General features: G+C 52.1%; 24 protein-coding genes. 3 read left to right on the forward strand and 21 right to left on the reverse strand.

What is annotated here, in order from left to right:
* The 11 genes from pdxJ to rpoE form a co-directional block, all read right to left on the reverse strand.
* On the reverse strand, positions 1 to 813 hold the full coding sequence (pdxJ, locus tag B6A39_RS11035; RefSeq protein ID WP_083005492.1) for a pyridoxine 5'-phosphate synthase: 813 nt from the start codon (positions 811 to 813) through the stop codon (positions 1 to 3).
* A gap of 35 nt (positions 814 to 848) precedes the next feature.
* Positions 849 to 1541 (reverse strand): DNA repair protein RecO, encoded by a 693-nt coding sequence (gene recO / locus B6A39_RS11040; protein ID WP_083005496.1) that lies wholly within the window; start codon positions 1539 to 1541, stop codon positions 849 to 851.
* Between the two features lie 8 nt (positions 1542 to 1549).
* Complete coding sequence (gene era / locus B6A39_RS11045; RefSeq protein WP_083005500.1) at positions 1550 to 2449, reverse strand: GTPase Era; 900 nt, start codon at positions 2447 to 2449, stop codon at positions 1550 to 1552.
* On the reverse strand, positions 2446 to 3138 hold the full coding sequence (gene rnc / locus B6A39_RS11050) for a ribonuclease III (protein WP_083005503.1): 693 nt from the start codon (positions 3136 to 3138) through the stop codon (positions 2446 to 2448). The genes era and rnc overlap by 4 nt, the downstream gene beginning before the upstream one ends.
* Positions 3139 to 3199: 61 nt before the next feature.
* Positions 3200 to 4003 (reverse strand): signal peptidase I, encoded by an 804-nt coding sequence (gene lepB, locus B6A39_RS11055; protein ID WP_083005507.1) that lies wholly within the window; start codon positions 4001 to 4003, stop codon positions 3200 to 3202.
* A gap of 15 nt (positions 4004 to 4018) precedes the next feature.
* Entirely contained in the window at positions 4019 to 5836 is a 1818-nt protein-coding gene (gene lepA / locus B6A39_RS11060; protein WP_030072489.1) for a translation elongation factor 4, read from the reverse strand.
* A 191-nt stretch (positions 5837 to 6027) separates the two neighbouring features.
* A complete protein-coding gene (locus tag B6A39_RS11065; RefSeq protein WP_083005511.1) occupies positions 6028 to 7446 on the reverse strand; it encodes a DegQ family serine endoprotease in 1419 nt (472 codons plus the stop codon).
* 80 nt (positions 7447 to 7526) lie between these two features.
* Complete coding sequence (locus B6A39_RS11070; RefSeq protein ID WP_083005514.1) at positions 7527 to 7973, reverse strand: SoxR reducing system RseC family protein; 447 nt, start codon at positions 7971 to 7973, stop codon at positions 7527 to 7529.
* 14 nt (positions 7974 to 7987) lie between these two features.
* Positions 7988 to 8962, reverse strand: a complete 975-nt coding sequence (locus B6A39_RS11075; RefSeq protein WP_332308443.1) for a MucB/RseB C-terminal domain-containing protein — start codon at positions 8960 to 8962, stop codon at positions 7988 to 7990.
* A gap of 28 nt (positions 8963 to 8990) precedes the next feature.
* Complete coding sequence (locus B6A39_RS11080; RefSeq protein ID WP_083005521.1) at positions 8991 to 9734, reverse strand: sigma-E factor negative regulatory protein; 744 nt, start codon at positions 9732 to 9734, stop codon at positions 8991 to 8993.
* Between the two features lie 296 nt (positions 9735 to 10030).
* Positions 10031 to 10630, reverse strand: a complete 600-nt coding sequence (rpoE, locus tag B6A39_RS11085; protein ID WP_083005524.1) for an RNA polymerase sigma factor RpoE — start codon at positions 10628 to 10630, stop codon at positions 10031 to 10033.
* Between the two features lie 381 nt (positions 10631 to 11011).
* On the opposite strand from rpoE, the gene B6A39_RS11090 reads away from it, so the two are divergent.
* Positions 11012 to 12088 carry a 3-deoxy-7-phosphoheptulonate synthase gene (locus B6A39_RS11090; protein ID WP_083005527.1) on the forward strand — a complete coding sequence of 359 codons (1077 nt, stop codon included), beginning with the start codon at positions 11012 to 11014 and terminating at the stop codon, positions 12086 to 12088.
* Positions 12089 to 12170: 82 nt separating this feature from the next.
* Here the strand turns inward: B6A39_RS11090 and dinG are convergent, their stop codons facing one another.
* The gene (gene dinG / locus B6A39_RS11095) at positions 12171 to 14300 is read right to left on the reverse strand and encodes an ATP-dependent DNA helicase DinG (protein ID WP_083005531.1); all 2130 of its coding nucleotides are present in this window, start codon (positions 14298 to 14300) and stop codon (positions 12171 to 12173) included.
* Between the two features lie 5 nt (positions 14301 to 14305).
* Entirely contained in the window at positions 14306 to 15580 is a 1275-nt protein-coding gene (rhlB, locus tag B6A39_RS11100; RefSeq protein ID WP_038485207.1) for an ATP-dependent RNA helicase RhlB, read from the reverse strand.
* A gap of 145 nt (positions 15581 to 15725) precedes the next feature.
* Here rhlB and B6A39_RS11105 point away from each other — a divergent pair, with 145 nt between their 5' ends.
* The gene (locus B6A39_RS11105; protein WP_038485210.1) at positions 15726 to 15974 is read left to right on the forward strand and encodes a hypothetical protein; all 249 of its coding nucleotides are present in this window, start codon (positions 15726 to 15728) and stop codon (positions 15972 to 15974) included.
* Positions 15974 to 16807: an exodeoxyribonuclease III gene (xthA, locus tag B6A39_RS11110; RefSeq protein WP_083005534.1), complete on the forward strand. Its 834-nt coding sequence runs from the start codon at positions 15974 to 15976 to the stop codon at positions 16805 to 16807. Before B6A39_RS11105 ends, xthA begins: the two co-directional genes overlap by 1 nt.
* A gap of 69 nt (positions 16808 to 16876) precedes the next feature.
* Here the strand turns inward: xthA and B6A39_RS11115 are convergent, their stop codons facing one another.
* From B6A39_RS11115 to nrdE, 8 genes are all read right to left on the reverse strand, one after another.
* A complete protein-coding gene (locus tag B6A39_RS11115; protein WP_083005538.1) occupies positions 16877 to 17977 on the reverse strand; it encodes a hypothetical protein in 1101 nt (366 codons plus the stop codon).
* Between the two features lie 69 nt (positions 17978 to 18046).
* Positions 18047 to 18805: an energy transducer TonB gene (locus B6A39_RS11120; protein WP_083005541.1), complete on the reverse strand. Its 759-nt coding sequence runs from the start codon at positions 18803 to 18805 to the stop codon at positions 18047 to 18049.
* Entirely contained in the window at positions 18802 to 19209 is a 408-nt protein-coding gene (locus B6A39_RS11125) for an ExbD/TolR family protein (protein WP_083005544.1), read from the reverse strand. Before B6A39_RS11125 ends, B6A39_RS11120 begins: the two co-directional genes overlap by 4 nt.
* On the reverse strand, positions 19202 to 19744 hold the full coding sequence (locus B6A39_RS11130; protein WP_083005547.1) for a MotA/TolQ/ExbB proton channel family protein: 543 nt from the start codon (positions 19742 to 19744) through the stop codon (positions 19202 to 19204). Before B6A39_RS11130 ends, B6A39_RS11125 begins: the two co-directional genes overlap by 8 nt.
* A gap of 1 nt (position 19745) precedes the next feature.
* A complete protein-coding gene (locus B6A39_RS11135) occupies positions 19746 to 21116 on the reverse strand; it encodes a MotA/TolQ/ExbB proton channel family protein (RefSeq protein ID WP_083005551.1) in 1371 nt (456 codons plus the stop codon).
* Entirely contained in the window at positions 21113 to 21895 is a 783-nt protein-coding gene (locus B6A39_RS11140; RefSeq protein WP_083005554.1) for a DUF3450 domain-containing protein, read from the reverse strand. Before B6A39_RS11140 ends, B6A39_RS11135 begins: the two co-directional genes overlap by 4 nt.
* A gap of 247 nt (positions 21896 to 22142) precedes the next feature.
* On the reverse strand, positions 22143 to 23114 hold the full coding sequence (nrdF, locus tag B6A39_RS11145; RefSeq protein WP_038485235.1) for a class 1b ribonucleoside-diphosphate reductase subunit beta: 972 nt from the start codon (positions 23112 to 23114) through the stop codon (positions 22143 to 22145).
* Between the two features lie 43 nt (positions 23115 to 23157).
* Positions 23158 to 25281 carry a class 1b ribonucleoside-diphosphate reductase subunit alpha gene (gene nrdE, locus B6A39_RS11150; protein WP_156886255.1) on the reverse strand — a complete coding sequence of 708 codons (2124 nt, stop codon included), beginning with the start codon at positions 25279 to 25281 and terminating at the stop codon, positions 23158 to 23160.
* Between the last annotated feature and the right edge of the window lie 20 nt (positions 25282 to 25301).

Raw genomic sequence — 25301 nt, forward strand, 5'->3', positions numbered from 1 at the left:
TTAGTGGCTACAACAGCCATTGTGCTCGTGTTCGTGCTCGTGCTCGTGAGCATCTAGCGCCGCCATTAATCCAGCTTCCTGGCCAGCAATGATCAAGCGTTTCATTTCTTGAATCGCCTCTTTCAATCCGACAAACAAAGCACGAGCAATAATGGCGTGTCCAATATTGAGCTCATTAACACCCGGTAGTGCAGCAATCGCCTCAACATTGTGGTAATGCAAGCCATGACCAGCATTAACCACTAAACCTGCAGAAACGGCGTGAATGGCCGCCGTACTCAGGCGTTCATATTCAGCAATTGCAGCCTCACTACCAGGCTTTGCTTCTGCATAGGCTCCTGTATGTAGCTCAATCGTTGGTGCCCCAGCACGAATGGCTGCATCAATTTGCGCTTCGTCAGGATCGATAAATAACGATACATCGCAGCCAATAGCACTCAAACGTCGGCAAGCATCAGCAATAAGATCAAAACCACCTACAACGTCCAAGCCCCCTTCCGTGGTTAGCTCTTCGCGCTTTTCTGGCACTAAACAAACGTGCGCCGGGCGTATTTCCTCAGCCAGCACTAGCATTTCTTCAGTGACAGCCATCTCTAAATTCATGCGCGTATTGAGCACTTCTGCCAGTAAACGAACGTCTCTAGGCTGAATATGGCGGCGATCTTCACGCAGGTGAACCGTAATGCCATCAGCGCCCGCTTCTTCTGCTAGCAATGCCGCTTGAACAGGGTCAGGATAACGAGTACCGCGCGCTTGACGTAGCGTCGCAATGTGATCGATGTTAACGCCTAATAAAATCCTCGGAGGATGCATCACGTGTCTCCAATAAGTGATATTGAGATGCCCACCTAGCGCTGTCGGCGGCGGGCCAAATCGAGCATTAGTTCTCGGGAGCGTAAAGCAGTCGCGCCTAAATGAGGGGCAAGCGCTGCCCGCATCACCGCTTTTAAAGCACTTGCTAAACCAACGGGCTGCCAATCACCTTGATCTATATAACGCAGCGTTCGGCCTTCAATACCCTGTTCTGACGGCACAAAAGCACGACTTGCTGCATCAAACCGATAACGCGTTTGAGGATCAAGCGCACCACCATCGTCGGTACAAAAACGCGGTGTTGCCTCTAAGGTCTCCAGCAGCGCCCACTCAAAACGTCGTAGCGCCAGGGCGCGGTGCGCCGGTGTGGGCAATGCTTCTAGCAGCGCGCTATAAAATGCAAAAACCTCTGGCGCTGCAAGCTCCAAAGGAAGTAAGCGTGTCGCTATTTCATTAGCATATAAACCGCAGAGCAGCCCTTCGCCAGCAAGCAGTGCCGTCTGGCCTCGTGACTCCATCAGCATTAATCGCTTTAGCTCACGCTCACCGCGCCACGATACAAATAAGGGAGTAAAGGGTTGTAGCCGCTGACGTGACTTAGAACCCGGCCGCTGCCCACCATGGGCAACGGCACGAATACGGCCATGATTAAGGGTTAACAAATCCACCAGCGCACTGGTTTCACGGTAAGGCCTGCGGTGCAGTAAAAACGCTGGCTCTGCCGACATGGAGGCACTCAATCGAGATCGTAACCCAAGCTCTTTAATGCCCGCTCATCATCTGACCAGCCGCGCTTCACTTTTACCCATAGATTGAGCATTACCTTGGTACCCAGAGCACGCTCCATATCGAGGCGCGCTTCGCGTCCAATGCTTTTAATACGGTCACCATTCTCACCGATCAAGATGACCTTTTGGCCCTGACGCTCAACCAGAATTAAGGCACTAATATGGGTCACGCGCTCGGTTTCGCGGAACTCTTCAATTTCCACAGTCATTTGATACGGGAGTTCATCACCAAGCTGACGCATGACTTTTTCACGCACAAGCTCAGCCGCCATGAAGCGTAAGCTCTTATCAGTGACTTGATCTTCCGGGAAAAAATGAACGCTCTCTGGTAAGTATTTGGCAACTTCCTGTTCGAGCGTATCAACTTGAGTGCCATGCTTGGCAGAAATAGGAACTACCGCAGCAAACTCACGGCGTGCACCTACGTCAGCTAACCAGGGCAACAAATCCCCTTTCTCGTTTAAACGATCTACTTTATTGACCGCCAAAATTACCGGTGCTTTCACGTGTTCAAGCCGTTTTAGCACTGCTTGGTCTTCATCCGTCCAGCGGGTGCGGTCAATGATAAACACCACACAATCAACATCACGCAACGCCTGCGTGGCCGCTTGGTTCATAAAACGATTAATCGCTTTATTACGGTCTTTTGACATGATGTGCATGCCAGGCGTATCAACGTAGATAAACTGCGTCTCATCTACCGTCTTAATCCCCATTACTTGGTGACGCGTAGTTTGAGGTCGACGTGAAGTAATAGAAATTTTTTGCCCTAGAATCCGATTCATGAGGGTTGATTTGCCTACGTTGGGCCGCCCAACGATGGCCACGAAGCCGCAGGTTTGACTCATGACTTGTCTCCAGGTGTTTTTTCAAGGTGGGATAGCGCTTCTTCAGCTGCCTGCTGCTCAGCATGGCGGCGGCTGGGCCCTTTACCAGTGGTATGCTCGGTTAGCAAATCAATGTAGCACTCCACGGTAAAGGTCTGAGCGTGCGCCTCCCCCTTTACAGAGACTACTTCATAGCGTGGCAACGCTGACTGACGCGATTGCAAAAATTCTTGCAAGCGTGTTTTGGGGTCTTTCTGGGTATCTTGTAGCGAAATATTTTCAAGCCGCTCGGCATACCATGCCAGCACTCGTTGACGAACAACGTCCATGCCTGCATCTAAATAAATAGCACCGATCACAGCTTCTACTGCATCAGCCAAAATGGATTCGCGGCGATGACCGCCGCTTTTCATTTCTCCTGAGCCAAGCCGCAAGCATTCGCCGAACTCCATTTCCCGAGCCAGCTCAGCCAATGTCTGACCTTTCACCAAGCGCGCTCTAAGACGTGACAACTGTCCTTCACGAGCCTGGGGGAAGCGTTGGAAAAGCGCTTCAGCAATTACAAAATTGACGATAGAGTCACCCAGAAATTCCAGGCGCTCATTGTTACGACCACCGTAGCTACGATGGGTCATGGCCAGTTCCATCAGTGTAGGATCACCGAAGGTATGGCCGATTCGTCGGCAAAAAGCGGTTAAGGAATTACTCACAGTGCTCCTACGTCGTTGACGTTAACTAATATGACAGCATTAACAATTTCTAAACTATATTTCATTCAATACGCCGTACGCTGGTAAAGCTAGGCAAGCCACCGTCCCAATGCATCCAAACAGCAAATGCTCTTCCAACAATATTATCTTCAGGAACAAACCCCCAATAACGGCTATCGTTAGAGTGGTCACGGTTATCACCCATGGTGAAATAGTGCCCATCTGGAACAACCACTTCACGCATCTGGGGGCCAGGATCACGGGGGTTATTATATATATAGTGGCTAATGCTACCTAATTGCTCTTCCAATAATAGCTGCTGTGGCGAAAGCGCGGGGCCTTCTTCAATTAAAGCCTTATTGACGGGCTCACCGTTAACATACAGCTGCTTCCCCTCATAACGAATACGGTCACCCGGCAACCCAACCACACGTTTAATAAAGTTGACTGAAGGCTCTTCTGGAAAGCGGAACACCATGACGTCTCCGCGCTCTGGGTCATCAACCTCTAAAAATCGATTGTGAATCACCGGCAATCGCAAACCGTAGGCAAATTTATTCACCAAAATAAAGTCACCCACTTCAAGCGTCGGCTTCATTGAACCAGATGGAATTTGAAACGGCTCAACAATAAAGCTGCGTACGACAAGCACCACCAGCAGAACTGGAAAAAAAGAGCGCGAGTAATCAATCGGCCACGGTTCTTTTAGTAACGTCTCTCGAGTGGACTCATCCAGACCTTCCGTGGTGGCTGCTTCAGCAGTGGCTAACCGCTCACGCCGCTTAGGCTTTAGCCAAAGCACATCCAGCAGATATATTGCCCCAGAAAGTGCAACGGCGATTACCAGTAATAGTGAAAAATCCATGTGGGGTAAGTATCCCTAGTCGTTTACCTTGAGCACAGCAAGGAAGGCATCCTGGGGAATTTCAACACGCCCCACCTGTTTCATCCGTTTCTTACCGGCCTTCTGTTTTTCCAATAGTTTCTTCTTACGGCTTACATCACCGCCATAACATTTGGCCGTCACGTTTTTACGCAGCGCTTTGACCGTTGAGCGCGCGACCACTTGGCCGCCAATAGCCGCTTGGATAGCCACGTCAAACATTTGCCGCGGAATTAGCTCTTTCATTTTTTCCACCAGCAGGCGACCACGATTATGCGCATGATCACGGTGGATAATGACGGCCAACGCGTCAACTTTATCGCCGTTAATCAATACGTCCAAGCGAACCAACTTAGCCGCTTCAAAACGTTCAAAGTTATACTCAAGCGATGCATAACCACGGGAAATAGACTTCAAGCGATCAAAGAAATCCATCACCACTTCTGACATGGGCAACTCATAGGTCAACTGGATCTGATTACCCAGGAACTGCATATCCAATTGTGTACCGCGACGCTGCTCACACTCAGCAATCACGTTACCTACATACTCCTGTGGAACCAGGATACTGGCACGCACGATGGGTTCACGCATCTCATCAACGTCTGCCATATCAGGCAGTTTTGATGGGTTTGATACGTACTGAATATCGCCATTTTTCATGGCGAGCTCGTAAACAACCGTCGGCGCGGTGGTGAGTAGATCAAGGTCATATTCACGCTCTAAGCGCTCTTGAATGATCTCCATATGCAGCGTGCCCAGGAAGCCGACGCGGAAACCAAAGCCCAATGCATCCGAGTTCTCCGGTTCATATTCAAGAGAAGCATCATTGAGCGCAAGCTTTTCAAGTGCGTCTCGAAAGTCTTCGTAATCATCGGCACTCACAGGGAACATGCCTGCATATACCTGCGGTTTAACTTTTTGGAAACCAGGCAAGCGGGGAACATCAGGAGTTTTGGTGTGGGTGATTGTATCGCCCACCGGTGCCCCGTGGATTTCCTTAATGCCAGCGACAATAAAGCCTACTTCACCTGCACGCAGGATATTGGTCTCTTTACGAAGCGGGGTAAAGATACCCACCTCGGTGGCACCCCAATCACGTCCTGTGGACTTGATGCGGATTTTATCGCCTTTACGTAATGTTCCATCAAACAGTCGCACAAGCGAAACAACACCTAGGTAGTTGTCAAACCAGGAATCGATAATCAACGCTTGTAACGGTGCATCAGGATCTCCCTTAGGAGGCGGAATATCCCGCACAAGCCGTTCTAATAAGGCGTCGATCCCAATGCCACTTTTTGCTGACACTTGGCAGGCATCAGTGGCGTCCAACCCAATAATTTCTTCCACTTCTTGCGCAACCCGATCAGGGTCAGCCTGAGGCAAATCAATTTTATTGAGTACCGGCAGCACTTCCAGGCCCTGCTCAATCGCGGTATAGCAATTGGCAACTGACTGCGCTTCAACCCCCTGAGCCGCATCAACGACCAACAATGCACCTTCACAAGCATAAAGAGAGCGCGATACCTCGTAAGAGAAATCCACGTGCCCAGGCGTGTCGATAAAATTGAGCTGATAAACTTCACCGTCAGCTGCTGTGTAATCAAGCGTGACGGATTGCGCTTTAATAGTAATACCACGCTCGCGCTCAATATCCATGGAGTCGAGCACTTGCTCCTTAAGCTCTCGCTCGGTCAAACCGCCGCAGGTCTGAATCAAACGATCTGATAGCGTAGATTTACCATGATCGATATGCGCGATGATGGAGAAATTGCGTATGTGCTTGAGCTTTCCGCTGGAAACGTCTTGAGACATCGAGAGTGTTCTGCCTTATGGGTGTGCAAGGTGTAGTTGGCTTTATCGAGCCGACGTGCGCAGGCAATAAAAGTTGCCGCACCACTACTTTGCCAATGTTCGTCAAAAAGATAAGCGCTATTGTAGCGATATGCGCGGGATAGGAACAGCAGTCCGGCGAGAACCGCCGGACTGGAGAGACAATCAGTGGATTACTCGAGACGTAATGCCACAAATAGCGAGCGGCCATCTCGGTACAAGCGCAATGGAATTGCGCGATCATCGGGTAGTTCTTCAACAATTCTCAATAGCTCATCTGCCGAAGAAACGCTTCGATGGTCAATGCTGACGAGTATATCGCCCACACGCAGCCCCGCTTGAGAGGCAACACTGTCGGGGTCAACCTGACGCACTTCTACACCACCACTAATATTTAAGCGCTCACGAGTTGCTTCATCCACTTCGACCACGGCCACACCAAGTCGAACCTGATTATTACTGCTCGAACTATCGCTATGGTCAGCTTCTGAATCAGGCCAGCTTCCCAGCTCAACAGTTTCAGTTACCTTTTCGCCATCTCGCATCAACGTTAAATCCACATCGCTACCAGGAGCAACACGACCAATCAGACGCGGTAACGTGCTGGAACGATCAACCTCCTCACCGTTCACTTCAATAATAACATCGCCTGCTTGAAGACCTCCCTGCGCCGCGGGGCCATCCGGATCTAAATCAGCGATCAGCGCGCCAATCACCTCCTCCATGCCAAACGACTCAGCAAGATCACGAGACACAGGCTGAATCATTACGCCCAACCATCCCCGATTCACGTGCCCATCTTCACGCAACTGGTCAGCTACATCCATGGCGACATTAATGGGGATAGCAAAAGAGAGGCCCATAAAGCCGCCACTACGCGTAAGTATTTGTGAGTTAATGCCTACGACTTCACCCTCCAGATTAAATAAGGGCCCACCGGAATTACCTGGATTGATTGCCACGTCGGTTTGGATAAAGGGAACATAGACATCACGAGGCAGCGTGCGGTTAATAGCACTTACAATGCCAGCAGACACAGAATGGTCAAAACCAAAGGGTGAACCTATGGCAGCCACCCACTCACCGACTTTTAATTCATCGGAGTCGCCCAGATTAAGCACTGGCAAATTATTGGCATCTACCTTCAGTAGCGCTACATCTGTCTGCGTATCGCTACCCACCAGCTCTGCGGTTAGTTCACGACGATCGTTTAATCGCACAAGAATTTCATCAGCATCTTGGACCACATGAGCATTCGTCAGCACGTAGCCATCTGCACTAATAACGAAACCTGAGCCAAGTGACTGACGTTCTTCACTACGGCCCGGCCCTCGGCTGGGGGGAGGCGTGGGAAAGCTGTCGCCAAAAAAGTGTCGAAATATTTCTGGGATATCCTGGCTACCAAACCCTTGAATGGAAGGCCCGGAGCCCCGCTGAATCGTCCTGCTAGTAGAGATATTAACAACACCCGGGGCAGCGTCTTCTACCAACTTGGTAAAGTCTGGCAGGTTCTGCGCGTGGGCATTTTGCCCAACAGCCAAAAGTGCAATAAAGCACAGCCACAGTGCGGAAGGGAGAACCAAGCGCTTCATGCAACAGCTCCTAATCAAGCAAAAGTACTAGCTACGTACTAAACACAAGGGAGTGCAACTCTCAGCGAGTTACAGGAGTATTAACTGACCAGACGCGGGCGAAAGCGTTCCACTCGTCCGCGCAGGAGACATTTCAGGATTATCGCAGAGCCAATTAACGTGCTAAAAAAAAGCAGCGCACAAAACCAATCATTCGCCCCCCCCCCTGACGCCGCTCCAGAAATTATGATGGCGAATAGGAGGGGTAACGCATAAACGAGCACCGCTAGAATATTTACATCATTTTTAGCCACAGTGAATGAAACTAAACTCCCTATTGGATAAAGGCTCAAATATTGCGAAGGCAAACCACCTGGAACTATAACAATGTGAGGTTGGCGACGAGCTAACAACCCTACGCCACAACCACGCCCTTCAGCACACTTCTGACAAGCGACATTACTTGTCACATCAATCACTAAGCCTGCTTCAGAATGAGCAATGACAGTGCCTGAGCGTACGATAGCATTGCAATCTGTAGTGTTCATAACGATGTACCTAGTTATTCAAATTGCACAGACCGGACAATGCGCTGCAGCAGGTCAGCAGGTAGCTCGCCAATGCCTACTATTTGCCAGCTCTTATCTCCAACATCAACCAACGATATAGCAGCGTTAGATACGCCTACTCGATGCAGGCCTTCCTGCAACGCTGACTGACTTGCAGGCGATGCAAACACGCTTACCGCTGCTAACCCGTCGCTATATACACGCTGGCCACCCTGCTGCCCAGGCTCCAATGGCTGCTCAACAAATCCCTTGGGTAGCCACGTTACCTGCCACGAGCGATCAAGCACTTGTTCATCGGTGGGACTCGGCACCTCACCACGATAGGCGGTAGGGGAATGCAGCTGGGTAATCTGGAAGGTTTCAAGAACACGACCTTGAGAATCACTAAGCACGTGTTTGAGCAACAGTCCCGTCGCTTGATCGATCCACCAGGTATGGTGATATCGCTGACTATCCACAGGCGAAAAACGAAGTTCTACAGCGTCACGTTCGGCTACTCGTGTTATATCTTGAAGCTCTATTTCATAGTGCTCGGCAACATGCTCTGCCCATGCTTCTGGTGCAGATATTAAGTCAGGCTCACTAGGTGGAAACCAAGCCAAATGTCCAGCAATAGAACGACGTTCAACGCTAACGGATGGACCATCTAGGTGTTGAACAACTTGCTGCCGAACGCCATCTCGAACACGATGGGAAAGCGCCAGAGTCCTCACCCCAATAGCATCAATCGAAACCGCACGCGCTTGGAACTCAAAGCAATGCCCAGCGTAGATACTAGACACTAGCCACTCATGAGCAGTAGTGAAAGGAGGTTGCTTGGGCGCATCTACGCAGGAAAGCGATGGGTAGCTATCAGCTTTCAGTTGGAGAGGTAGTAAACCTGTGCTTAGTATGCACAAACCGACTGCCAGTCTACCTCTCCAGTCAAAATATTTGCCTATTACGTTTCCAGCCACCCGAGCCCTCACTTGATTAAAAAGCCGGCCAACGCTCCTATTAACGTTGCCCTAAAGGTTCCGTAACTGAAGAAGAACGCATTAATGGCATCCAGCTATCGCCACTTCCCCCCGCAGCACCTTGTGCGTGCTCCTCGAGATAAGACTTAAGCAGGCGAATTTGGTCAGCATCAATAGCCAGTGTTTGCTGAGCCATATCTCCTTGTGGGGCGCTGGGAGTTGAAAACCCTGCGTCGCTGACGTTCATGAAACCGCCTTGGCCAGATTGGCCATTCACACGAAACGGTGTTTGTTCAAACATCGGCATTTCTGATGGTGTCATGGAAGCGGGTTGAGAAGCAGCAAGATTAACAGGCTGTACCTGCGCACCACCGCTACCAGACTGGGCAGCAATGCTATCGCCTGCGTTCTGCGAACTACCTGTCGTTGTATTGCCGTTGTTAAAGAACTGCACCCCAGTAATCACCATGAGCGAGACGGCAGCCGCTACCCCTGCGCCACGGGCAAAAGAAAGCCCACCAGAACGAGCAGTAGTAACCACAGTGTCGTTTTCAAGGGCTGGAGCAGGCTCATCACGCAATCGATCCATAATACCGGCAGAAAGATCAATGCTCACATCTACATTTCGTTCACGCTGCATCATGCTGCGCGCCAAATGGTAGCGCCGCCACGTCTCCGCCGCATCAGAATCGTCGGGCAGTGACTTCAACACTCGGCGCAATTCAAGCTCGTCACTCTCGCTGTCCATCAATGCTGAAAGCGACTCCCGTGTGTTATGACTCATACTTCACACCCTCACACTGTGTTAAAAGAAGCGCTGCAATGACACTGCTAACGAGTGTTTACCACCGCAGCTACTCCACAGGCCAAGACCTTGTTTCAAATCGCCAGCTGGCAAGCGCTTAATTATCAGCAGATTAAACTGTTTGACTACTGAAGGTTGAACGCTTTTCTGGCGCTTACTCGACATAACTAAGATCGTCAGGTTCTATGACGCTTCACTTTCCAGACAGTTCACAAAAAATGTAAAAACGTAATTAAATGTGAATTTAAAGCTCAGCGCCTATAGCTTTCTGACCCTTACTCATCACGACTGTTCCGGGCCGTTGAAACTAATGGGCGTATATGCTCATCGACCGCTTCACGTGCGCGAAAAATACGCGAGCGTACTGTTCCAACAGGGCATTGCATTACCTGAGCAATATCCTCATAAGCAAGGCCATCCAGCTCCCGAAGTGTAATCGCAGTGCGTAAATCATCAGGTAGATTTTCGATAGCTTCGTAAACGGCAGCTTCCAACTGATCCCGCGCAATCGATGCCTCTGGCGACTCAGCGTCAGCCAATCGCCCACTCTGATCAACCATTTCAGCATCGACAATATCCAGATCACTGCCGGGCGGTCTACGCCCCCGCGACACTAAATGATTTTTGGCAGTATTGATCGCGATACGATACATCCATGTGTAAAACGCACTTTCCGACCGAAATTTACCCAGTGCACGATACGCTTTGATAAAGGCTTCTTGCGCCACGTCTTGTACTTCGGAGTGATCGTGTACATAACGGCCAATCAACCCAATAATCTTGTGCTGATATTTTTTCACCAGTAGATCGAAAGCGCGTGTATCGCCTTTTTGGGCACGTTCAACCAACTGCTGGTCTGTTTCACGAGTGCCCATTCACACCCCCCTCCCGCTCGTGCGACGCACGCCGAGCGCTATCTCTCTTCGCCCTTTCATGTGGGCCTTCACAGCAAGCAGCATAGTGTCCCTTGGGCATTGGTTAATCTTAATGATGACAGATGATAGTGAATGATTCGCCCACCATCTTCAGTGTGAAAAAGTATGCAATGGTACTTAGTGTTACGCGTTCTTAGCGGGGCATCAAGCGCTTACACTCTCTACCCCCTTCCATTCCTCTTGACTTAACCCACGGCCCAAGCAAAATCTTGACCGTGACACTTTTCACTCAGATCAAGTTCCGCAACAATTGATTTTTACCTGCCTGACGCGCCATAGTAGAGGCACTTTTAAGTCCATAGCGCACGCACAGGTAGCACGATGTCAGATCAGCAGGTTAGTAATCTTAACGTCCTTGCACAGGATGTTCTCACCACCCCCGAAGCCCTTAAAGAGACTATTCCGCTGACAGAAGCAGCAGAACGCTCTGTCATTGAGGGCCGCCATACCATTCAAAACATCCTCGATGGCAAAGATCATCGGCTTCTCGTCGTTGTAGGTCCATGCTCCATTCATGATGTCGATGCCGCATTGGACTATGCACGTCGTTTGCGTCAATTGGCAGACCAAGTGAGTGATAGCCTGTACATTGTCATGCGCGTCTATTTCGAAAAACCCCGCACCACCGTGGGTTGGAAAGGGCTGATAAACGACCCGCATCTTAACGACTCTTTCGAAATTGATGAAGGCCTCCACATCGCCCGCAAGCTACTCGTTGATCTGGCTGAACTTGGCCTGCCACTCGCAACGGAAGCGCTAGATCCTATCTCCCCTCAGTATATGCAAGACTGCATTAGCTGGTCAGCGATCGGTGCCCGCACCACAGAATCGCAAACCCACCGCGAAATGGCGTCAGGGCTCTCCTGCCCAGTCGGCTTCAAAAATGGTACTGACGGTAGCCTCGACGTCGCTATTAACGCCTTGCAGTCCGTTGCCAGCCCTCACAACTTCCTGGGCATCAACAATGCAGGCCAAGTTGCCATTATCCGTACACGTGGTAACGCTTACGGTCACGTCGTGTTGCGCGGGGGGAATGGCAAGCCAAATTACGATAGCGTTAGCGTTGCTCTAGCTGAAAAAGAGCTTAAAAAAGCGGATCTTTCAGCCAACATAATGATCGATTGCTCGCACGCTAACTCTAATAAAGATGCGGGCCTACAACCGCTGGTACTGGAAAACGTTACCAACCAAATCTTGGAAGGCAACAGGTCCATTATCGGCTTGATGGTCGAGTCAAACATTGGCTGGGGCAACCAGAAAGTCCCTGCCGATCTTAGCCAACTGACGTATGGCGTTTCCATCACCGACGCCTGCATTGATTGGGATACCACGGTTGAAACCTTCACCCGCATGAACGAAAAACTTGCTCCTGTACTCACTAAGCGCATCGCATCGTAAGAAAACGGCTAGCAAGCATAAGCGCCCCGCAAGGATATTAGCCTTAGCGGGGCGTTTTATTGCTACATTTTATTACCAATTATTACTGCATGATTTCTCGTTTGAACGGCGGCAGTGCATCTAATAATGCCTGGCCATATCGGCGAGTAATCACCCGGCGGTCTAACAACGTAATCACACCGCGGTCGCTCTCCTTACGGATCAGTCGCCCACAGGCCTGTACTAGCTTGATTGACGCATCAGGGACACTAATCCGCATGAATGGGTTACCGCCCTGGCTTTCAATCCACTCAGCAAGGGTTGCCCCCACCGGATCATCAGGCACCGCAAATGGCAACCGTGTAATCACCACATGAGTGAGATAATCACCGGGTAAGTCGATACCTTCTGCAAAACTGGCCAAGCCAAAAATGATGCTCCCATTGCCGTTATCAACAGCTGCACGGTGGCGTTCAAGCAGTTCGCGCTTGGGCAGCGCATCCTGCGCTAACACCCGCCCCTTAGCTGCCGCAGGCAAGGCTTTTTCCACTGCTCGCAATTGCGCCCGGGAAGAAAACAGCACCAGTGCAGCTTCGTCGTCTCCCAGTTGGGTCACGAAATTAACAATGGCGCTTTCATGGGCATCGCGATCACTGGGATCAGTCGCCTCCTTCGGTACGCGCAGAATGGCATTGGCGTAATCAAAGGGGCTCGGCAACGCCTGATAGCGATAGCGGTTTGCTAGCCCAGCGCGCTCTTGGATTCGCTCAAAACGCCCCAGCGCGGTAAGTGTTGCTGACGTTACTACCGCGCCATGGCAGCGCCCCCACAAATGTTTCGCGAGGGTATGCGCCGCAGACACGGGGCTTGCCGAAAATTCAATTTCCGGCTCTCCCGCCACACGACTAAGCGTAATCCAACGAGCACTGGGCGGCGCATTGGCAGCATCCTGCTCACTGAATGCTTGCCATAGTGAATGGGCATCAAGCGAACGCCCATGTAGTAGTGCAATCAGCGGTAACCACGTGTCGGCTTGATCCCTATCCAACCCTGTTTGCTTATCAGGGTCGAGGCTTTCGCGCAGGATATCGCTAATGCTCTCCAGACTGCGTGACAGCGTGGCGAACATAACCAGTAGTTGCTGAGCTTGTTCGCGAAGCGCTTCTGGTACCTGACCCTTTTCAAAACGAAGTTGATGATTAGCTTCTTCATCCGACAAGCCGTTTTCCCGCCCAGCCAGCTGGTGCCCCATGCTAAACACATCGCCTAAAGCAGGCTCTAAGCTATGCAGTAGCTCAGGTAGCCCAGCGAGCAAACGCGCAATCGTCGGCTGAACTGCTAACCCTTGATGCAGATCGGTTAGACTGCTTTTCAGTGTTTTTAACCAACGCAGGCAACCATGCACTGCAAAGCGATGGGCAAAGTGGGAAAGTGCCTTATCCGGCAGGTGGTGGCCTTCATCAAAGACAAAAATGCAGTCAGCGGGATCGGGTAGAATCGCCCCACCACCCAGTGCTAGGTCAGCAAGAACCAAGTCATGGTTGGCCACGATTATATCGGCATCTTCCAGATCACGCCGGGAACGGAAAAAGGCGCAGGCACCGAAATGACCACAACGACGCCCGGTGCACTGACGATGATCCACCGTAAGCTGTCGCCAATGACCGTCGTCGATCGACGCCGACCATGTATCGCGATCACCTGCCCATTCACCTTTTCCGTAGGCTTCGGCCAGATCCGTGGCTAATAGGGAAAAGTCACTGCTTTGGGATTGAAGTGACTGCTCAAACAGCGACAGCGTCGGGTTTGGCTCAGAGCCTTCTAACGCCTGATCAAGGCGCGCAACACATACGTACCTGCCACGCCCTTTTGCCAAGGCGTAACGAAAGGCAATACCGCTATGACTGGCAAGCGAAGGCAAGTCTTGATTAAGCACCTGCTCCTGCAGAGCCACCGTCGCGGTGGAAACAATCAATCGCTTTCCCTGCGCCTTAGCAATCGGCAATGCGGCAATCAGATAGGCAAGCGTTTTACCGGTTCCGGTACCCGCCTCCAGCACACATACATGATTATCGTTTGTGCGCTTGCCTTCACCATCCTGCTCAATGCCACCTAGCGTACGAGCGATTTCTGCGATCATCAGACGCTGGCCGTAGCGTGGTGTCAGCTCAAGCTTTTCCACCACGCGACGATAGGCGTCTTGAATATCGCTTTTCAGCGCATTATCGAGCATGCGCGTTACAGCATGCCTTCCGGCGGATGTTCGCAGGGCAACTTACCGTTAATGTAGCGCTCAATTTCTGGTAGCGAGAACGCATCTTCTTCGCCAACAAAACTAATCGAGACGCCTTTGGCGCCCGCACGACCGGTACGTCCAATGCGATGAACGTAATCTTCTGGGTCTTCCGGCAGTGTGTAGTTGATCACGTGGCTGACATCTTCAATATGAATACCACGCCCTGCGACATCAGTTGCCACCAGCACTTGGATTTCTCCTTCACGGAAGCTCTCCAAGGTTTTGATGCGCTGATTTTGTGGCACGTCACCAGACAGCATAGCGACACTGACGCCTGCTTTTTTCAGCAAATCATCTAGCTTGCGCACAAGATCACGACGGTTACCAAACACCATCACGCGCTCGAAGCTTTCCTGCGTTAGCAGATTCACCAACAGTCGCTGCTTGTCGTCATCAGAGACTAGATAAACACGCTGATCGATATCCGCCTGGTTCTCAACGGTGACTTCAATCTCTACGTGGGCAGGATCGAGCGTCCATTGACTCGCAAGGCTCAAAATATCGTCAGTAAAGGTCGCCGAGAATAGGAACGTTTGGCGCTCCTCTTTTTTAGGCGTATAGCGAATAATACGCTTCACATCGGGAATAAAGCCCATGGAAAGCATCCGGTCCGCTTCATCCAATACCAACACTTCAACTTCGGAGAGATCGATATCGCGCTTCTGATGGAAGTCCAGCAAGCGGCCTGGTGTTGCCACCAGAATATCAATCTTCTTGCCCAAGCTATCACGCTGCTTTTGATAGTCCATGCCGCCGACAACACTGGCCACATTGAGCTGCGTGAAGCGAGCAAGCGCTTTAGCATCTTTTTCAATTTGCAGTGCCAGCTCCCGGGTAGGCGCAATAATTAACGCACGGGGTGCGCCTTGTTTTTGACCATCAGGGGTCGGCTCTTCCAGAAAATAAGCCATTACCGAGATCAAAAAGGCGGCGGTTTTTCCGGTGCCTGTTTGCGCCTTGCCGACAATATCGCCACCCAGCAACGTGTGACGCAGCGCCTCTGACTGAATAGGCGTGCAGTACTCAAACCCTTGGGCATGAATGGCACGCATTAAAGGCAGCGGCAAATCAAAGTCATGGAAGCGCCACTTGCCTGCAACGGCGGGCACCTGAAACTGACGAAGATCCCAGTTCGATTGACGGCGACGCGGCTTCCGACGGCGGCGTTTAGGCTTGCGGTTCTGGGCCGATGCTGTGGTCTGTTCCGACTCGCTCATAGGCTGTGTATCTGTCCATTGCTGTGGATGTTAGGCATCACGAAGTGCGCATTGTACCAGGGGTTGGCGATAAGAGCGCGTCCTGCTGTCGAAGGAGTGCGCTTGCCTGTTAGAATGAGGCATAAATTAACCCAAGGAGCGCGACATGACGCGTAAGAAAAAAACTCGTTCGCTAGCGGATAAGGTAACTATCCGCACTGGTCGCCGCAAAGATTACAAAAAATGGCGCCATGACAATCCTGACCAAGTGGCTCCATCGCGCCGCTTTGTGGCTAAAAAGCAGCAACAACGCAAGCTTCAAGCGGTGCGTAAACTGGCGCGCCAGCAAGACGGACAGAATATTGCCATCCATCCTGATAAAGAAGGAGACAACCCTTCAGGAGATCGTTCGTAATGCGTTTGGTCTCGTTTAATATCAATGGCATTCGGGCACGGCTTCATCAGCTTCAAGCACTGATCGATACGCAGCAGCCAGACGTCATTGGCCTACAGGAAACCAAAGTACACGACAGCGAGTTTCCTCTGGCTGACGTTGAAGCCATGGGCTATCACGTTTTTTATTACGGTCAAAAAGGCCATTACGGGGTTGCCTTAATGTGTCGGCAAAAACCCCAAGCGGTATTTTATGGCTTCCCTGATGATGAGGAAGACGCCCAACGCCGGATGATTGGCGTGCGGTTACTAGCCGATAATGATGAACCGGTCACTGTTTGGAATGGCTACTTCCCCCAGGGTGAAAACGTTGAACACCCAACTAAATTCCCACATAAAGCGCGCTTCTATCAGCAGTTGGCAAGCCTGCTACAAAACCAGCACCATCCTGAAGAACAGCTGGCGATTATGGGGGATTTCAACATATCGCCGGAAGATCAGGATATTGGCATTGGTGAACCGAGCCGCAAACGCTGGTTGCGCGAGGGCAAAGCCAGCTTTCAACCTATCGAGCGAGAATGGCTTGACGGCATAAAAGCGTGGGGCCTTAGCGACAGCTATCGACTGTGCCATCCAGATAATAGTGAATGGTTCAGCTGGTTTGACTATCGTTCAAAGGGTTTTGACCGCGAACCAAAACGCGGCCTGCGCATTGACTACATTCTGGTGTCTAAACCGCTTGCCGAATGCGTCATCGGCGCAGGCATTGATTATGAGTTGCGCGGCATGGAGCGGCCTTCCGATCACGCTCCTACCTGGAGCGATTTTGCGCTGACGCTTTCCCAGACAGACTAAGCACAAACAAGCCAAACACACGTACGCCCCTTACGTTATTCGGGGGGCGTCTACCGAGAGCTTGTCACTTTACTCTTCAAAATTCGCCAACCACTGCCCTGCCTGATCATCACCCAGATTCGCCGCCTTGATAAGCGCTTCCTCGGCCTGATCATCTTGCCCCCAGCGGTAAGCCAGCTGTCCGAATTGCCGCCAGTCTTCCGGTTTTTGAGTGCTTTCAGCGAGCGTTCTCCAAGCATTTAACGCCTTCTCAACATGCCTAGCCTGCTGCCATGCCGCCGCTAACAGCCGCAATGTTTCCTCATCACTCGTCAATACGCCTTCCTGAATAGCCGCTTCCAAGTGCTCACCGGCTCTGGCAGGCGTCCCACCTGCCAAATGCAGGCGAATTAACGTCAAACGATCCTCAACCGTGGTGAACTTACCTAACTGCCATGCCATCTCCCACACGCCGGCAGCTACACCCGCCTGACCTGCTTGCTGGGCAAGCCCTGCCGCCTGGCGCCAGGCATCAGGCTCGCTGCGTGCGCTCAAACCACCCACTAGCCAACCGAGCGCTTCATCGTTTTGCCCTGCATTGCGCAATACCGCGGTGGTTAGTGGTTGTTGCGAGTCAGTTAAACCGCCTTTTTGCAGTAGCGGAGACAGCCACTCAACAGCGTCATTCCAACGCTCTTCTTCCGCTAATAAGCGAATCAATCGCCATGCCGATTCATCGTAGTGAGGATTACCCTGAGATTGCGTTAACCACTGCTCATACAACGTGATGGCCTCAGGACGCTGGTTACCTGCACGACGGAGCGACGCTTCGTCACGCAGCCAGCGCAGTATTTGACTGTTAGGCACGCTAGGGCGCTGCCGTGCACTAGCTAACTCATCAGCAGCCGCAACGTGATCACCTTGTCGCACCAACGCACTCGCAGCGAGCTGGTGATAGAGCGCACTTGCCCATTGATCGGCGCGATTACCGCTGGCGAGACGCGACGACTGGGAGCGCGCATGGCTGATAATACGATTAAGTACATCATCATTAGCCTCGCCGCTGGGCTGCTCAGCTAATTGGCTTTGTAGCCCGTTAAGATCGCGAACAATGTCACCCGGCAGCGGTTCGTTCGCGTGCGCCAATACACTTAGCGCGCTTAATACGACGATTCCCACCCAACGCTGCATACTTTTTCCTCAACTGGCATTTTCAACGGGCTGTCTCTACTGGCCGTCTCTACTGGCTATCGTAACTGACTATCTCAGCTGAAATTCTATGCGCTGCGTAGCACGACGAAGCTGCTGTCCAGGCTCAAACTGCCAGCGCGCAATCGCTTCACGGGCAGCATCTTCAAACACTCGTCTCGGCTGTGCCCGCGTGACGCGAATCGTGCTGTTATCGACGCTGCCATCTCGACGAATAACAAACTCTACCTCAACAAAGCCCTCCATACCTCGCCGTTGGGCACGTGGTGGATAAGAAGGGTTCACACGACTGGTTGGGGCGACTTGCCCCACACTGACAGGCTCATTCGATTGCGCGGGCTCTGGCGCAGCTTGAGTCTGGGCTGTTGAAGGCGCAGTAGAAGGCGCTGCTGTTTCTGCAGGCTGTGGCGCAGGATCAGGTTGCGGCGCGGGGCGTGGAGACGGCTTCGGCGCAGGCTGTGGAGCTGGCTCGGAAGTAATTTCAGTCAGCTCTGGTAACTCACTCTCTAACTCGACAGGCTCCACTGGCTCTTCAGGAAGCTCTACTTCAGGTAGCGCAATCGCACTCTCTGCAACAGGTGCTGGTGCTGGCATGGGCATCGGCGGCGGCGCTGGCGACGCCTCAGAAGGTGCAGGCGGCGGTGCCTCCTGCTCTGGTGCTACCTCTGGTGCGTCTATCATGGTCATCGACATGGCCATGATCGGCGTCTCAGGCGAGCGCTCTGGAGGTGTTACCAGTAGCGCTAACATCCAAAACAAACCAACGGTTAAGGCAATGCCGCCCAGTATTGAGAGGGCATGACGAATCATGGCGCACTCCGACTCGCTGCCACGGCGATCTGATCAACGCCCGCCTGCTTGAGGCGATCCATCACTTCAATCAACAACCCCGTAGTGGACTCACGGTCAGCTTGGATAACGACGGAGCCATCATCGCTCAACATATCGGCAACCTGCTGACCAATACGATGCACATCGACTGGCTTACCATCGACCCAAACAGCGCCTTCCGGCGTCACAGCAATCAGCACCTGCGCGTCTGGTCGCGGGCTTGCCGCTGCCGCTTCAGGGCGATCAATCTCAACACCGCTCTCTTTAATGAAGCTGGTGGTCACAATAAAGAAAATCAGCATGATAAAGACAACGTCGAGCATCGGCGTCAGGTTCACTTCATTGCTATCAGCCGTGGTGTCTATGGAACGGCGTCTACGCATCATTCTCCTCCAAGGCACGGGCTAAACGGTCGTGTAACCGCTGATCTTCGCGACGAATCACGTGCTCTAAACGACTAATAAACATCAGCCCCACCACAGCAATCGCCATCCCGGTTAGCGTGGGCAGCGTGGCACGTGCAACACCGTCGGCCATTGCCCGCGCCTGATGGGTATCACTAAGAGAAAGGCTATCGAAAACGGCAATCATACCGGTGACAGTACCCAACAAGCCTAGAAGCGGGCATAACGCGACCAGCAGTTTGATCCATGGCAGTGGACGGCGCAGTTTAGCAACCAGCGCCTCTGTCCAGACATTACGCAACGTGCGTGCACTCCAGCTTCGGTGATCACTACGTGCTGCCCAACGGTGAATCAGTTGTCGACGGGCACGCCGCCAGCTAAAGCGGTAATACCACCAACGCTCGATTGCCATCCCAAACACCAGCACAGCAACGAATGCCAGCACCACTAAAACGGCACCACCAGCATCAAGCAGCCGCTCAACGGGCTCAAGCCAAAGAGGTAGCGTGGGCATATTAGGTCACCGCTTGCGCATTAGCCGTCGACTGCGCTTCGAGATGGTCAGCCAAGGTGGCACTTGCTTCGCCTTCAATAGCCTGGGTAATCAAACGACTGCGGCTCGCTAAGGCTGTCTGAGCAAATAATAGCGGCACTGCTGTCACAAGCCCCAGCACCGTTGTTACCAGCGCTTGACTAATACCACCCGCCATTAGCTGTGGGTCACCGGTGCCAAATACGGTAATCGCCTGAAAGGTGACAATCATGCCAGTAACGGTACCTAGAAGGCCCAGCAGCGGTGCAATAGCAGCCAACAGCTTAACAATCGGCTGCCCTCGCTCGATACGCGGTAGTTCAGCCAATACCGCTTCATCCAGCCGTGCTTCCAATGCTTCAGGTGTTTGGTGTTTATCCATGTCTTGGAAGCGTTGAAGTACACGCCCCAGCGGGTTATTAGCGCTCGGCTGATCCAGCGCCTTACGCTGGCGATGCACCCGCGTACTGACAATCACCAGGTAAAGGTATTGAGCCAATGCCACTAATAGCCCAAAGCCACCCAGCGCTACCACTACATAACCGACATAACCGCCCTGTTGGAATCGCTCCCAGAGACTTGGCTGCTGAGCAAGAGCTTGCAGCACGCTACCTTGGGTAGGATCAATGGCAAATACACGGCTTTCGCCTTGGTGATAGGACGCCAGTACATCACCGATTCCTGCAGGAGTACGCGGCACCTCGGCCAGGCCACCATCATCCTGGCCTTTTCTGAGCAACGCTGTGTCAGTGAACGCTGCAAAATCACCTAAGCGCACGATACTTCTCGATTTAATCTCACCACTGGCATCGGCTACCGGCAATTCAAGACGCTCAGCACGCCCGGTGTTCAACGTTAGTATCGCTAAACTGTCCACGACAGTCTCGATTTGTTGGCGCTCCAGCACCTCGATCTCATTGAGACGCGGTGGTAACGCATTAGCATCTAGCGTCAACCAGCTATCACCGCCTAGTTCGTTACGCACCTCTTCGCTGTGTCGTGATAGATCCGCCAGCAGTGAGGTGAGCGCTTCACCCTGCTCTTCCTGGCGCGCGGCCAGCGCTTGGGCCTGCTGCGCCTGTTCCTGCTGTTGCTCAGCTAAGGCGACCTGGCGCTCTTCTGCAGCTTGATGCTCAGCCCGTGCCTCTGCCAACGCTTCATCCAGCGCCTCTTGATTATCAAGAAACGATTGCAAGCGCGCTTGGTCACGCGCCTCAGCGGCTTCGCGAGCTTCACGTAACGAACCAACATTGTCGGTTTGCGCCATCGCCATACTGCTACCCAAAAGGCTTGCCAGTAATGCAAAGCAGATTATGCTTCTGCGCGCGCCTCGTTGGCGTGTTAACAGACTCATTGCTGGCCCCCTGCATGGTCGTTAGCAATAATTGAGAGCGGTAAACGCAGTAATTCTGGCGTGCGCTGATCGTCAGCAATACGCAGACCGTTACGCACCTGACGACGAGCGTTTTCATCAAGCGCCTGCCACTCACCGCTCGCCTTATCCCACATACCCCCTTCTCGACCATCAGGGGTTAGGTAATAAAAGCCGATTCGGCCAATGCGTAAATATTCCACTTCACGCGGATTACCCTCTGCTAATTGCAAACGACCACGCCAGCTATCCACTTCACGGCCATACGCCAACTCGGCACGCCACGCTTCCAGCAAATTGGCAATACGCGCCGCACTTTCTGAAGACTGCTGTTCAGTAGGCAGAACACGCGCTAAACGCTCGTCTTTCAGAAACGGCAGGTCAGACTCGATCCAACTTATTAGTTGCTCTGTCATATCCTGCTCAACCGCTGGCAACGCGGCGCGCGTATCGCTTAATGTATCGAGCGCTTGGCCAAGGCGCTGCTGGCGCTCGGCCTCAACGACCAAGCGGCCACTTAGAGCAGCGTTAGATGCTTCCATCTGGCGGGCTTCCCGCTCTAGGCGGCGCAGCTCTTCAATTGCTGAACGCGTGGCGTCATCAGCCTCATCAATTTGCTGCTGAAGTGCGGACTGCGCTTGCTGGGCTTCAATACTCTGGGCCGCTTGATCGACTGTCTCATCGCTTGCCATTAGCGTACTGCTGACCAGCACCCCGGCAAGCCAGCCTCCATGCAAGGCAAAGAAAGGCCTTTTCAGCACATTACGTCTCCGTTACTGATTAGCACGCTGCCATTAACGGCGCACTAGAAACTCATTAGGTATAAGAACGATTTGCGTTTCGTTTAAGCAGTGCATAGCCTAACACTAATAGAATAAATGACAATATTTATCATTAGCATTTGACGTTGTTTCCCTACAAACCACCACACCCCCATAAAAAAGGGCGCCAAGTGGCGCCCTGAAGTATAGATTTCGGGAAAATATTTTTAAGCAGCCAGCAATAGACTTAAAACGCCCAGTCGTCGTCTTCGGTTGCAACCGCTTTGCCGATCACGTAGGAAGAGCCAGAACCGGAAAAAAAGTCATGGTTTTCATCCGCACTCGGAGAAAGCGCAGCCATAATGGTCGGGTCGACGTCGGTGACGCTACTAGGGAACAGCGGCTCAAACCCGAGGTTCATCAGAGCCTTGTTGGCGTTGTAGTGAAGGAATTTCTTTACGTCTTCCGTCAAGCCTACCTCATCATAGAGCGATTCGGTGTAGCGCACTTCGTTGTCGTAAAGCTCTAGCAGTAACTCATAAGCGTAGTCTTTCACTTCTTGCTGGCGCTCAGGCGTGGCTTCTGCCAGCGCTTGCTGGAACTTGTAGCCAATGTAGTAGCCGTGCACTGCTTCATCACGAATGATCAAGCGAATCAGGTCAGCCGTGTTGGTCAGTTTGGCGTGGCTCGACCAATACATAGGCAGGTAGAACCCTGAGTAGAACAGAAATGACTCAAGGAAAACGCTAGCTACTTTACGCATCAGCGGGTCGTCAGAGCGATAACGCTCAAGGATCAACTCAGACTTTGCCTGCAGTGTCGGGTTTTCTTCACTCCAGCGAAACGCATCATCCACATCCCGCGTCGCGCACAGCGTCGAGAAAATCGAGCTATAGGAACGCGCATGCACCGATTCCATAAAGGCGATATTGGTATAAACCGCCTCTTCGTGTGGCGTGCGGGCATCTTCCATTAATACTGGCGCGCCCACGCTGCTCTGAATCGTATCCAGCAGCGTCAGGCCGGTGAACACACGAATCGTCAGCTGCTTTTCCTGCTGTGTCAGCGTGTTCCACGATTGAATATCGTTGGAGAGCGGCACTTTTTCCGGCAACCAAAAGTTGCTGGTCAGGCGGTTCCACACTTCCAGGTCTTTATCGTCCTGAAGGCGGTTCCAGTTGATCGCATCGACCCGCGATAAGCGTTGCATAGTGGTCATCAAAATTCTCTCACCAACATGATCTAATAAAAGCGATATACGATTACAGCGAGCAGGAAACGCAGCCTTCTACTTCCGTACCTTCAAGCGCGCTCTGGCGTAAACGGATGTAGTAAAGCGTCTTGATACCCTTACGCCACGCGTAAATTTGCGCTTTGTTGATATCCCGCGTGGTGGCGGTATCAGGGAAGAACAGCGTCAACGACAGCCCCTGATCAACGTGTTTAGACGCTTCCGCATAGGTATCGATAATTTTCTCAGGGCCAATTTCATAGGCATCCTGGAAATAATCGAAGTTCGCCTCATTCAAGAATGGCGCCGGATAGTAGACACGCCCCAGCTTACCTTCTTTACGGATCTCAATTTTCGCTGCCACCGGGTGAATACTGGAAGTGGAGTGATTGATATATGAGATAGAGCCCGTTGGCGGCACCGCCTGCAGGTTACGGTTATAAAGCCCGTGCGCCATCACCGATGCCTTTAGCGCCTGCCACTCTTCCTGGGTAGGTAATGCAATACCGCTACGCTCGAACAAATGGCGCACTTTCTCAGTTTTCGGCAGCCACGCTTGATCGGTGTACTTATCAAAGAAAGCGCCCGATGCGTAGGTGGAGTCTTCAAACCCTGCAAAGGCTTCGCCGTGCTCGATCGCCAGCTGGTTAGACGCACGAATCGCATGGAATGCCACACAGTAGAAGTAGAGATTGGTAAAGTCCAAGCCCTCTTCCGAACCATAATAAATGTGTTCGCGCGCCAGGAAACCGTGCAGGTTCATTTGCCCGAGGCCAATGGCTCGAGACTTGGCGTTACCTTCAGCAATGGAAGGCACGCTGCGCAGGTTGCTCATCTCAGAAACCGCGGTCAAACCACGAATGGCAATCTCAACGCTGGTGCCAATATCGCCTGAGTCCATCACTTTAGCGATGTTCATCGAACCCAGATTACAGGAGATGTCCTGACCGACCTGACGATAGCCAAGATCGTCATCGTATTCGGTGGGCGTATTCACCTGGAGAATTTCAGAGCAAAGGTTGCTCATATTGATACGACCGGCAATCGGGTTCGCACGGTTAACCGTATCTTCAAACATGATGTACGGATAGCCCGATTCGAACTGTAGCTCGGCCAGGGTTTGGAAGAATGCACGCGCATTGATCTTGTGCTTACGAATACGCGCATCCGCGACCATTTCATGGTACTTCTCGGTCACGCTGATATCCCCAAACGGCACACCATAAACTCGCTCAACATCGTAGGGCGAGAACAGGTACATATCGTCGTTGCGCTTGGCCAGCTCAAAGGTAATGTCCGGAATCGTTACGCCCAGCGACAGCGTTTTAATGCGGATTTTTTCATCGGCATTTTCACGCTTAGTGTCGAGAAAACTCAGAATATCCGGGTGGTGAGCATTTAAATAAACCGCACCTGCGCCCTGGCGCGCACCTAACTGATTAGCATAGGAGAAGGCATCTTCCAGCAGTTTCATAATCGGGATAATACCCGAGGACTGGTTCTCGATACGCTTAATGGGTGCGCCGGACTCGCGGATATTAGTCAACAAGAAGGCAACACCGCCGCCGCGCTTAGAGAGCTGCAACGCGGAGTTAATCGAGCGACCAATCGACTCCATGTTATCTTCAATACGCAGCAGGAAGCAGGAAACCAGCTCACCGCGCTGCTGTTTACCGCAGTTCAGGAAAGTCGGCGTAGCTGGCTGAAAACGGCCGCTAATAACTTCATCAACCAGTGACTTGGCCAATGCCTCATCGCCACGCGCTAGCGTCAACGCCACCATGCAGACACGGTCTTCATAGCGCTCAAGGTAACGCTTACCGTCGAACGTTTTCAGCGTGTAGCTGGTATAGTACTTGAAAGCGCCCAGGAAACTAGGGAAACGGAATTTATAGGCGTATGCCTGCTCAAACAGCGCCTTAATAAAGGCAAAGCTGTACTGGGCCAGCATTTCTGCCTCGTAGTACTGCTCTTCCACTAGGTAATCGAGCTTCTCTTCCAACGAGTGGAAGAACACGGTGTTTTGATTAACGTGCTGCAGGAAATACTGACGGGCAGCTTCGCGATCTTTATCGAGCTGCAATTCACCGTTGGCACCGTATAGATTCAACATCGCGTTCAGCGCATGGTAATCCAGGGTACGCGCCTCGGACACCCCCGCAGTAGGCCGTTTTG

The organism is Halomonas sp. GT (assembly GCF_002082565.1).
GTDB lineage: Bacteria > Pseudomonadota > Gammaproteobacteria > Pseudomonadales > Halomonadaceae > Vreelandella.